Raw genomic sequence first — 390 nt, forward strand, 5'->3', positions numbered from 1 at the left:
CCACCGGATCGAGCTGGTCCAGCCCAGGAAGGGCCAGGACAAGTACGTGTACACGTACTCGGACAACGAGCTGCGCCAGACCCTGCTGGAGTTCCAGCGCAAGAATGTGCGCATCAAGGAGTCCATCCAGCGCTACAAGGGCCTCGGCGAGATGGACGCCGACCAGCTGGCCGAGACCACGATGGACCCGCGCCACCGCACGCTGCGCCGGATCAACATCGGCGACCTGGAGTCCTCCGAGCAGATCTTCGACCTCCTCATGGGCAACGAGGTCGCGCCCCGCAAGGAGTTCATCACCCGCTCGGCCGCGACCCTGGACCGCTCGCGCATCGACGCGTAAGGCGTAAAGGCTCACGCGTCGGCTTCTGAGGCCCCCGCTCCCCGGAACAC

At 66.2% G+C, this 390-nt stretch carries 1 pseudogene; it reads left to right on the plus strand.

Annotation, left to right across the window (positions count from 1 at the left end):
* A pseudogene (locus RNC47_RS37340) lies at positions 1-340 on the plus strand (DNA topoisomerase IV subunit B); the annotation flags it as partial.
* Positions 341-390: the final 50 nt, after the last annotated feature.

It is taken from the genome of Streptomyces millisiae, assembly GCF_031845425.1.
Classification (GTDB): Bacteria; Actinomycetota; Actinomycetes; order Streptomycetales; family Streptomycetaceae; genus Streptomyces; species Streptomyces millisiae.